General features: G+C 69.6%; 11 protein-coding genes. 5 read left to right on the top strand and 6 right to left on the bottom strand.

The window, feature by feature from the left end; translation table 11 throughout:
* From Q0379_RS12630 to Q0379_RS12620, 3 genes are all read right to left on the bottom strand, one after another.
* A partial coding sequence (locus Q0379_RS12630; RefSeq protein ID WP_299009109.1) for a TolC family protein occupies positions 1-922 on the bottom strand: 922 nt, incomplete at its 3' end.
* 124 nt (positions 923-1,046) lie between these two features.
* Entirely contained in the window at positions 1,047-1,172 is a 126-nt protein-coding gene (locus Q0379_RS12625; protein ID WP_255357039.1) for a hypothetical protein, read from the bottom strand.
* A gap of 115 nt (positions 1,173-1,287) precedes the next feature.
* The gene (locus tag Q0379_RS12620; protein ID WP_299009105.1) at positions 1,288-1,650 is read right to left on the bottom strand and encodes a hypothetical protein; all 363 of its coding nucleotides are present in this window, start codon (positions 1,648-1,650) and stop codon (positions 1,288-1,290) included.
* 288 nt (positions 1,651-1,938) lie between these two features.
* Between Q0379_RS12620 and Q0379_RS12615 the strand changes: the two genes are divergently transcribed.
* Positions 1,939-2,418, top strand: a complete 480-nt coding sequence (locus Q0379_RS12615; RefSeq protein WP_062099713.1) for a DUF305 domain-containing protein — start codon at positions 1,939-1,941, stop codon at positions 2,416-2,418.
* Between the two features lie 35 nt (positions 2,419-2,453).
* Here Q0379_RS12615 and Q0379_RS12610 read toward each other — a convergent pair whose 3' ends face one another.
* A complete protein-coding gene (locus Q0379_RS12610; protein ID WP_062099712.1) occupies positions 2,454-3,092 on the bottom strand; it encodes an isoprenylcysteine carboxylmethyltransferase family protein in 639 nt (212 codons plus the stop codon).
* A complete protein-coding gene (locus tag Q0379_RS12605; RefSeq protein WP_062099711.1) occupies positions 3,089-3,358 on the bottom strand; it encodes a DUF2933 domain-containing protein in 270 nt (89 codons plus the stop codon). The genes Q0379_RS12610 and Q0379_RS12605 overlap by 4 nt, the downstream gene beginning before the upstream one ends.
* Positions 3,359-3,491: 133 nt before the next feature.
* On the opposite strand from Q0379_RS12605, the gene Q0379_RS12600 reads away from it, so the two are divergent.
* From Q0379_RS12600 to Q0379_RS12585, 4 genes are all read left to right on the top strand, one after another.
* Positions 3,492-5,024, top strand: coding sequence for an MBL fold metallo-hydrolase (locus Q0379_RS12600; protein WP_231732072.1), 1,533 nt, complete (start codon positions 3,492-3,494; stop codon positions 5,022-5,024).
* Positions 5,021-6,559 (top strand): thymidine phosphorylase family protein, encoded by a 1,539-nt coding sequence (locus tag Q0379_RS12595; protein ID WP_062099727.1) that lies wholly within the window; start codon positions 5,021-5,023, stop codon positions 6,557-6,559. The genes Q0379_RS12600 and Q0379_RS12595 overlap by 4 nt, the downstream gene beginning before the upstream one ends.
* Positions 6,556-7,440: a ribose-phosphate pyrophosphokinase gene (locus Q0379_RS12590; RefSeq protein WP_062099709.1), complete on the top strand. Its 885-nt coding sequence runs from the start codon at positions 6,556-6,558 to the stop codon at positions 7,438-7,440. Before Q0379_RS12595 ends, Q0379_RS12590 begins: the two co-directional genes overlap by 4 nt.
* A 152-nt stretch (positions 7,441-7,592) precedes the next feature.
* Positions 7,593-8,219 carry a response regulator gene (locus Q0379_RS12585; protein WP_062099708.1) on the top strand — a complete coding sequence of 209 codons (627 nt, stop codon included), beginning with the start codon at positions 7,593-7,595 and terminating at the stop codon, positions 8,217-8,219.
* A 31-nt stretch (positions 8,220-8,250) separates the two neighbouring features.
* Here the strand turns inward: Q0379_RS12585 and Q0379_RS12580 are convergent, their stop codons facing one another.
* Positions 8,251-10,017 (bottom strand): oleate hydratase, encoded by a 1,767-nt coding sequence (locus tag Q0379_RS12580; protein ID WP_062099707.1) that lies wholly within the window; start codon positions 10,015-10,017, stop codon positions 8,251-8,253.
* Positions 10,018-10,069: the final 52 nt, after the last annotated feature.

Raw genomic sequence — 10,069 nt, 5'->3', positions numbered from 1 at the left:
CGGCGCTGGCGGTGCGCGCGGCGATCATCGGATCCTGGCGGCTCTTGCCCCACAGCGGCAGGCTGATGCTGACCCCGGCCGAGACCATGTCGCCGAACATCGGGTCGCGGCGCTGGTAGGCCACTTCCCAGCTCCAGTCGGGCTGCTTGTCGGCCTTGGCCAGGGCGACGTCGGCCTGGGCTTGGCGGGCGGCGGCGTCCTTGGCCAGCACGGCGGGATGGCGGTCGATCGCGGCCCGAAGACTGGCGGGGGGGAGATCGAGGTCGGGCGCCGGACCGAGCGCCTCGGGGTCGGGATCTCCGGTCCAGCGGGTCAGGGCCGCACGGGCCCTCCCCAGGGCCGAGACCGCCTCGCTGCGGCGATCCGCCAGGGCCGCGCGCATCTGCGCGGCCTCCAGCGCCTGGGCGGGCCGCGAGCGTCCGGACGCGACGCCGGACGGGGCGGCGCTCCACAGGGGAGCCAGCTGGGCGACCACCCCGTCCAGGGCGGCGAGCTTGCGCTGGGCGTAGAGCAGTTCGATCCAGGCCAGCGCCGTGGCGACCCGGACCTGGCGGGCCTCGACCGCGCCCTCGGCCCCGGCCGCGACGATGTCGGCCTGCGCCCGGCCGATCCGCGCCTGGCGCTTGGCGGCGCTGGGCATGTCCTGGCTGAAGCCGACCTTGCCCATGGTCATCTCGTCGGTTCCGAACCGGCCGGCCGGCGGCCCCGAGACCGGGAAGTTGTCGAGGCCGACGGCGAGCTTGGGATCGGGCAGGGCGCCGGCCGCCTTGGCCGAGGCCTTGGCGGCCTCGACCTGCAGGGCCGCGGCGCGCAGCGCCGGCGCATTGGCCGCGGCCGCGTCGAGGCTCTGGGCGTAGGTCAGGGGCGCGGCGTGGGCGACGCTCGCCAAGCTCAGCCCGGCCAGAAGGGGGAGAATACGCATGGAGACGAAAATCCTGGAGGAAGCCGTGAGGGGCCAGCGCCCCGGCGAAGCGTTTGCAGCCGCTTCGCCGGGGCCGGACGGGACGGGCGAAGACAGGGGATCGGCCCCACCCGTCCCGGCCGAGCTAGCGAGCCAGGCAGGCCGGTTGGGCGGCCCGCAAATAGCCGCAGGCGCGTGGCGTGGCGGCCGAGACGGTCGTCGCGGAAGCTAGGCCGGAGACGAGCGCCAGCGCGGGAAGGCGGGGAGACATGAAGGTCATCCTTGAAGATCGAAAAGCCAGCCGGCGAAAGCGCGGGCGATCACGCGCGCCCGGCAGGACCGGGGCGTGAAACCAGCGATGGCGGGGATCGGCCCTCGGGCCGGTCCTAGGCGATCGTTCGGGGGGGCGGATCTTCGGGGATGAGGCGGTGGGTGCGGCCGCTGGTGTTGGACCAGCGGGTCTCGACGCAATAGCCGACGGCGATCGGGGTCTCCGAGCCCGGGCAGGGGGCCGCAACGGACAGGGCGCAACTGATCGCGCAGGCCTTGGCGCAATCCTTGGCCGACATGGTCTTGCCGTGATCGCAGCAGGGCTCGGCCTGGGCCACGTCGTCGCCGGCGGGGGCCATGGCGATCATGCTCATCGCGTCCATGCCGGCCATGTCGCAATCAGCCCGCGCGGCGTTGACCGCCAGCGGACTGAACGCGAGGGCCACGGCGGCCAGGAAAGCGAGCGCATGCCTTAGCATCGGGCGAGCTTAGCGCGGTCACACGGCCTCGTCATGTCCGGACAATCCCCGAATGCGATTTGCCGCGACGCGCGCGGACTGGCGACGGCTTGGAGGCGGGGCCTGAAAGCCGCCATCTGGTCCAATACGCAGCGGCCTGGACCATCCCTCGACCTTTGGCGCGGTCGCGGTGAATATTTTCAGAGGCGGAACGGGGGCGCCGTTCGCCGGTTGTGGGAGCATCGCAACCCGCTGGAAAACCTCGCCCCGGCGCGTGGTTGCGCCGGGCTCCAGGAGCGGAAAACAGTCATGGCCGAGCACCACGCGCCCAAAGACCATCAACACCACAGGCCCTACCTGCGCCTGGCCGCCATGACCGTGCTGTCGTTCCTGGCCATGTATGTCCTGATGTACGCCATGGTCGACAGGGCCGCGAACATCCATCCAAGCTTCAACCAGGCCTACATGGCCGGCCTGATGACCGCGCCGATGGTCATGCTCGAACTCGTGCTCATGGGCATGATGTATCCGCGCAAGGGCCTCAACCGCGGCTTGGTCGCGTCCAGCCTCGTCATCGGGGTCTTGTGCTTTGCGGCCATTCGCCAGCAGTGGCTGGTCGGCGACCGCGAGTTCCTGCGCTCGATGATCCCGCATCACGCTGGCGCGATCCTGATGTGCGGACGCGCGCCGGTGAAGGATCCTGAGATCCGCAGCCTTTGCGCCACGATCATCAAGGGCCAGCAGCAGGAGATCGACCAGATGAGCGCCATGCTCGCGCCCCTTCGCTGAGCATCGCCCGGTCGCCCCCGCGGCGATGGCGGGGGTCAACGCAACGGCCAGCGGGGGATGAAGGCGGGAACCCGCGCCCTGTAGTCGCGATAGGCGTCGCCGAACTGCGCCAGCGCCGCCTGCTCCTCGTGACGGGCCAGGCGGACGTACATCACCACCAGCACGGGGAACATCGCCAGCGTCAACAGCGTGGGCCACTGCAGCAGGAAGCCTAGCATCACCAGGATGAAGCCGGCGTACTGGGGATGGCGCACCCTGGCGTAGACCCCCGTGGTGGCCAGCTCCCGGTGGCGCTGACGGGCGTGCAGCGCCACCCAGCCGACCGAGATCAGCCAGAACCCGGTCCCGATCAGCACGAAGCTGGCGATATGGAACGGTCCGAAGTGGGGATTGACCCGCCAGCCGAACATCATCTCCAGCAGGTGGCCGGCGTCGTGGCTCCACCAGTCGACACTGGGAAAACGCGACTGCAGCCATCCCGAGAGCAGGAAGATGGTCAGGGGGAAGCCGTACATCTCGGCGAACAGGGCGACGATAAAGGCGCTGAACGCGCCGAAGCTGCGCCAGTCGCGGCCGGTCGCGGGCTTGAAGAAGCTGAACGCGAACAGGATGAAGACGGCGGCGTTGACCAAAGCCAGTCCCCAGAGGCCGTAGCCGTAACCGGGATGGGTCATCGCCGCTGCCTCTCGACCGGTTCGTTGGGATTGGCCGGCGCGTCCGCCGGGATGCGGCCGGGCGCGTCCTCTCGCCCGTGCTGATGGGCGCCATGGCCATGGTGCATGAACAGGTGCATCAGCGGACAGGCCAGTAGGAGCAGATAGGGCAAGACGCCGAGCACATGCGCGGCGTGCTCGGTGGTCAGGAAGAAGCCGGCGATCAGCAGGAACCCGACCAGGACGATCGTTCCGCGCCGACGCAGCTTTTGGTGTTGAACATCCATGGATCGCTCACTTCAGGCCTTGACGCCCTATCATAGGCCCGCGACCCGGGCGCCAAGTATAGGTAGAGGCCGCAGCGGCGGGTGGGGGCGGCGCCCGCGGGTCCCCGGAGGCAGGCGGCGATGTCTGCGGCCTTTGCGTATTGGCCCGCGGCGACCGAGCCTGAAAGGCTGCGCGGCGAGCATCATCACCAGAGGCAAGCCGCCCATGCACAGGAACAGGAAGAAGCAACGGCTCCACGGCAATTTCGGAACGGCCGCCCTTGAACGCGAAGCGCGCATCGACCTTGCCGAGCGGCCGGCCGGCGGCCTTGCCGTGGCCTTCCTCGGCGCGTCGGGCACGGTGACGGGCTCGCGCTACCTGCTGGACGACGGCCAGACCCGGATCGTGGTCGATTCCGGTCTGTTCCAGGGGGCCAAGGACCTGCGCCGCCTCAACTGGGCGCCGCTTGCGCCCGAGGTGGCCGACGTCGAGCAGGTGCTGCTCACCCACGCCCATCTCGACCATTCGGGCGCCCTGCCACGCATGGCCCGCCTGGGATGGGATGGGACCGTCCTCAGCACGCCGGCCACGGCGGCCCTTTGCCAACTGCTGCTCGCCGACAGCGGGCGCATCCAGGAGAAGGACGCGGAGTTCGCCAACCGCCACGGCTTCTCGCGCCACGATCCGGCGCTGCCGCTCTACACGGAGGCCGACGCGCGCCTGGCCCTGCGGCTGTTCGAGACCATCGGGTTTGGCGAATGGCGCTCGCTCGCCGACGGGATCAGGACGCGCTACCATCGCGCCGGCCACATCCTCGGCGCGGCGTCGATCGAGATCGACTGGAAGGGCCGGTCGGTTCTCTTCTCGGGCGATATCGGGCGCTATGACGACGCGGTGATCAAGGACCCCGAACCGCCGGCGCGGGCCGACTACGTCATCGTCGAATCCACCTATGGCGACCGCCGCCATGACCGCGTGGATCCGTCGCGGGCGCTGGGAGACCATATCGAACGGTGCATCCGACGCGGGGGAACCGTGGTGATCCCCGCCTTCGCGGTCGGTCGCGTCCAATCGCTGCTCTATCATCTGTCCCGTCTGCGCGCGGACGGCCGGCTGCGTGATGCGCCGATCTATCTGGACAGCCCGATGGCGATCGACGCCAGCGGGCTGATGTGTGATTTCATGGACGAACACAGGCTGAGCCGCGCGGCATGCGAAGCCGCGTGCGGCGTCGCGCACTATGTGCGCGAAGTCGAGGAATCCAAGGCGCTGACCGCGGACGCCACCCCCAAGGTGATCATCTCGGCCAGCGGCATGGCGACCGGTGGCCGCGTCGTGCACCATCTCAAGCGGTTCGCCCCGGATGAGCGCAACCTCATCCTGTTCTCCGGCTTCCAGGCGGCCGGCACGCGCGGCGCTGCGCTCGTCTCGGGGGCCCGGACGATCAAGATCCACGGCGAACACGTCCCCGTCCACGCCGAGGTGGCGAACCTGACCATGCTGTCGGCCCACGCCGACAGCGACGAGCTCATGCGGTGGCTGGGCGCCATGCAGGCGGCGCCGCGGCATGTCTATGTCACCCATGGCGAGCCGGCCGGCGCGCAGGTCCTGGCCAAGCGCATCGGCGAGGAACACGGCTGGCCTTGCACCGTCCCGACCCTCGGCAGCTGGGGGCGGCTGGCGTGAGCGTCCCAAGGCACGAGCAGGCCGACGCGAGGCCGGCGTCGGCCACGCTGCGCGCGCGTCGCATGGGGCTCACCGCGGCTGGCGGCGACATGATCGCGGTGATGCGGCACGACTGCCCGGTCTGCCGGTCCGAGGGCCTGGGGTCGCGCGCCCAGGTCGTCCTGCGCGCCGGCGGCCGCGAGGCGGTGGTGTCCTTGTTGCACAGCTCGGGCGACACGCCAGACCCCGGCGAGATCGGCCTTTCCGAGACCGCATGGGCCCGGCTCGGGGTCAAGGCGGGCGACCGCGTGGAGGTCGCCCACGCTCCGCCGTTGGCCTCGCTGCGGGCGGTGCGCCGCCGGATCTATGGAGAGCGCCTGAGCCAGGCGGCCTTTTCGGCGATCGTCGCGGATATCGCCGAGCATCGCTATAGCGACGTCCACCTCTCGGCGTTCGTCACCGCCTGTTCGGCGGCGCCGCTCGATCAGGCCGAGACGATCGGACTGACCAAGGCCATGGTCGAGGTCGGCGAGCAGTTGAGCTGGCCTGGGCCGATCGTCGTCGACAAGCACAGCGTCGGCGGCTTGCCGGGCAACCGCACCACGCCGATCATCGTCTCGATAATGGCGGCCGAAGGCCTGGTCATGCCCAAGACCTCCTCGCGCGCGATCACCTCACCGGCCGGCACCGCCGACACCATGGAGGTTCTGGCGCCCGTCGACCTCGACATCGCCGCGATCCGCCGGGTGGTGGCGCGCGAGGGGGGCTGCATCGCCTGGGGCGGGGCGGTTCGGTTGAGCCCGGCCGACGACGTGATCATTGGCGTCGAGCGGGCGCTCGACATCGACGCGGTCGGCCAGCTGGTGGCCTCGGTGCTGTCCAAGAAGATCGCCGCCGGCGCGACCCACCTGGTGATCGACGTTCCTGTGGGACCGACCGCCAAGGTGCGGAGCCTGGAGGCCGCGCGGGATCTCGAGGCGGCGCTCACCTCGGTGGCCGCCGCCTTCGGCCTGCGCACGCGGGTGATGTATGGCCCTGGGGCTGAGCCGATCGGACGCGGCATCGGGCCGGCGCTGGAGGCGCTGGACATACTGGCCGTGCTTCAAGGCGAGCCCGGCGTCGAGGATCTCGCCCATAGGGCCTGTGAACTGGCCGGGGGATTGTTCGAGCTGGCGGGCGTGGCGGCCCCTGGCGCTGGCCTCGCGCGCGCGCGGCAAAGCCTCGAGAGCGGCCGCGCCTGGGCCAAGTTCAAGCGCATCTGCCAGGCCCAAGGCGGCATGCGCTCGCCGCCGGTCGCCCGCTTCCAGCGAGACCTGACCGCGCCCTCCAGCGGCCGGATCGCCAGCATCGACAACCGCAAACTCGCGACCGTCGCCAAGCTCGCGGGCGCGCCGATGGCCAAGGCGGCCGGGGTGGCGGTCCACGCCCGGCTCGGCCAGTCGATCGTCGCGGGGTCGCCCTTGTGCACCCTTCACGCCGAGAGCCCCGGCGAACTGGACTATGCGGCCGCCTTCGCCTTGAGCGACGGGGCGATCTTCGCGATCGCGGCGCCATGACGCCGCCGATCGTCTTCGCCTTGGACGGCGGCGAGCGCCTGGCCCAAGCCCTTGGCCCAGCGCTCGGCGCGGAGGCAGGGGTCCTGCTGCAGCGCCAGTTTCCAGATGGCGAGACCTACCTTCGGATCGACAGCGACGTCACCGAGCGCGATGTCATCCTGGTCTGCGGCCTCGAGCGTCCGGACGCGAAATTGCCGCCGCTGCTCTTCGCGGCGGACACGCTGCGCGAGCTTGGCGCGCGCGGGGTGGGCCTGATCGCGCCCTATCTGGCCTACATGCGCCAGGACACCCGTTTCCATCCGGGCGAGGCGGTCACGTCGCGTATTTTCGCGGCGGTGCTCTCGCGCCACCTCGACTGGCTGGTGACCGTCGATCCCCACCTGCACCGCCATCACGCCCTGGCGGAGATCTACCGAATCCCCAGCCAGCTCGTTCACGCCGCGCCGCTCATGGCGTCGTGGATCAGGCGGAACGTCGCCCGACCGGTGATCGTCGGGCCCGATCTGGAGAGCGAGCAGTGGGTGGCGCAGGTGGCGGCCGGCGCCGACGCGCCGTTCCTGGTCTGCCAAAAGCAGCGGTCCGGGGATCGTGAGGTCGACATCTCGATCCCCAACGCCGGCGCCTTCCTGGGCCGCCAAGCCGTGCTCGTCGACGACATCGCCTCGTCGGGCCGCACGCTCGCCGTCGCGGCCCGCCAGCTCAAGGCCCTGGGTTTTGCGCCGCCGGACTGCGTCGTGGTGCATGCGCTGTTCGCCGGCGACGCCGCCCAGGTCCTGGGCGAACACGTCGCGCGCATCGTCAGCACCAACACGGTCGCCCATGCGTCGAACGCCATCGACATGACGCCGGCGATCGCCCAGGCCGTGCGCGCCCTGCTGTGAACGGCGTTCGCCAATCCTCGGCCAGCCGCCGGGAGGCGAACGGCGAAGCCTCTTGACCCTGGACCCCGGTCCAACCCGCACAAGGCGTCCGCGAAGCGGCGCCGCATTCGCCACTGCAGCCTGGCGCCCGCTCAGTTCGCCTGAGGAGGCCCATGGGGGACAAGCGTGTCGTTCATATCGTCGACGACGAGGAGACGATCCAGCGGTCGGTCGGCTTCATGCTCCGCGCCACGGGCTTCAGCGTCGAGACCTATCCGTCGGGGACGGCGTTTGTGGCCGTCGCGACGCAGGCCAAGATCGGCTGCGTCATCCTGGACATGCAGATGCCGGGCCTGGGCGGGCTTGAGGTTCAGGTCGCCCTGGCCGATATCGGCGTCGACATGCCGGTCGTCGTGCTGACCGGCAATGGCGATGTCGCCCTGGCGGTCCGGGCGATGCGGGCCGGGGCCGTCGACTTCCTGGCCAAGCCTGTTGAAAAGGCCATGCTGCTCGAAGCGCTCCATCGCGGCTTCGCGCGCATCGACCGGGCCGATGGCCGGGCGGCCGAGGAAGCCGAGGCGCAGGGCCGCGTCGAGGCTCTGTCGCCGCGCGAGCGGGATGTCCTCGAAGGTCTCGCCCAGGGGCGCGCGAACAAGGCCATCGCCTATGATCTCGGGATCTCCTCGCGCACGGTCGAGGTCTGTCGCGCGAGCCTGGCACGCAAGCTCGGCGTCCAGACCTTGGCCCAGACCCTGCGGATCGCCTTCGCGGCGGGGATGGGACGGCCGCCGCGAGCCTAGACGCTCGCCGCGGCGGCCGCCCCGGCGATCGCTAGTCCGCGATCAGATGAAACCGCTCGACCAGCTTGGCGATCTCGGTGCCTTCCAGCGTCTTCAGCAGCAGCTTGCGCAGGATGGCGGGGCCGGGGATCTCGATGCCCTCGCCATCCCGCAGCGGCGCGACGGCGGCGAGCAGAGTGCGAATGTCATAGGTCGAGTTGAACACTTCGGGCACGCCGCGCTCGACATCGAGCAGCGTGTAGACCGCCTCCATCGGCGTGCGGACCGAATACTCCGTGGTGAAGATGCAGTCGCGCTGCTTGGACTCGGCGAACTGGCCGATGAAGGCGAAATTGACGGCCCCCGCCGGGACCACGTCCGGCCGGTCTCCGGCCTGGCGGGGCATGAAGAAGGCGGTGATATAGGGCATCATCACCGGCACGGTCCTGGCGCCGCTCGCCGCGAGATCGGCGATATCCTCGACCGGGACGCCGAGGTGATAGAGCCATTCCTGGGTGATCTCCTCGCCAGTGCAGGCCTGCATCGGCTTTTTCACATAGTCGCCGGGCCGATCGACGAACAGGGCGTAGAACCAGGCCACGAGCTGGTCCTTCGGCTGCTTCTTGAAATGGGGCTGGCGGCTGACCGTCCAACTCAGCAGCCAGCTCGAATCCTTGGCCGTGACGATGCCGGCGGTGACCACCTTGCCGCTGAACGGATCGCGCTTGGCGATCTTGCGGATGTACTGCGGAATACGCGCGTCGAGCGTGGTGATGGTCGCCGACGCCCATTTGGTCTGCGCAATATGGGCCCCGAACACGTCGGGACGTCCGAAGGCCGGGTCCTTGGCCGCGATGCGCCGCCACAGGTCCCAGGCGGGCGCCGGGCCTTGATTCAGCTTGGCCGGGGTCTGATGGTCGCCGCTGTCGGAATTTTCGGTCAGCGACCCGATGGTGATGAACACCAGATCGTCGGGGCCAAGATCGACGCCGCCCTCGGCGCCCTTCTCGATCCAGCCGATCCGCGTCGCCTGCTTGCGTTCGGCGTCGATCGCGAAATCGATGTCGGTGACCTGAACGCCGTAGCGGAACCGGACGCCCTGATCCTGCAGCCACTTGACCAGCGGCAGGACCATCGACTCGTACTGATTGTACCGGTTGAACTTGAGCGACGAGAAGTCGGCGAGCTGGCCGATGTGGTGGATGAAGCGGTGGAGATAGAGTTTCATCTCCAGGGCCGAATGCCACTCCTCGAACGCGAACATCGTACGCCAGAACAGCCAGAAATTGCTCTTCAGGAAATCGGGGCCGAACACCTCGTTGATCCGCTTGTTCTCCATCTCTTCGCGGGTCGCCAGGAAGACGGAGAGGAGCTCTCGTTGGGCCTTGTCGTTCAGCGTCAGCAGCGCCTTGTCGGGCACATCCTGCCCGCGGCTCTGCGTGACCCGCTGCAGCGAGACGTTCGGATCGTCCTTGTTGAGCCGGTAGAATTCGTCGAGGACGCTGGCGTCTTCGATCTCGAGCGAGGGGATCGAGCGGTAGAGATCCCAGAGGCACTCGAAATGCGCCTCCATCTCGCGCCCGCCGCGGATGACGAACCCCTTTTCCGCCACGTCCAGGCCATCAAGGGCGCCGCCGGGAAGCTCCAACTCCTCGAGAAGCGTGATGCGCTCGCCCGCGACGCCGCCGTCCCTGATGAGGAAGGCCGCGCCCGCCAGGCCGGCGAGGCCCGCGCCGACGAACCAGGCCGTCGCCCTGTCGGCCCGCTCCGGCTTGCGGGGACGGACGAACGCTTCATAATTTCCGCGGCTGTAATGCATTGGCGGGCTCCTAGGGGCGGCGAGCGGTTTGGGCGGCGGCTTCGGGACGAGC

The sequence above is a fragment of the uncultured Caulobacter sp. genome (genome assembly GCF_937900395.1).
In the GTDB taxonomy this organism is placed as follows: Bacteria; Pseudomonadota; Alphaproteobacteria; order Caulobacterales; family Caulobacteraceae; genus Caulobacter.
The sequence above is the reverse complement of the archived record's forward strand: the minus strand, read 5'-3'. Positions and strand labels throughout refer to the sequence as shown.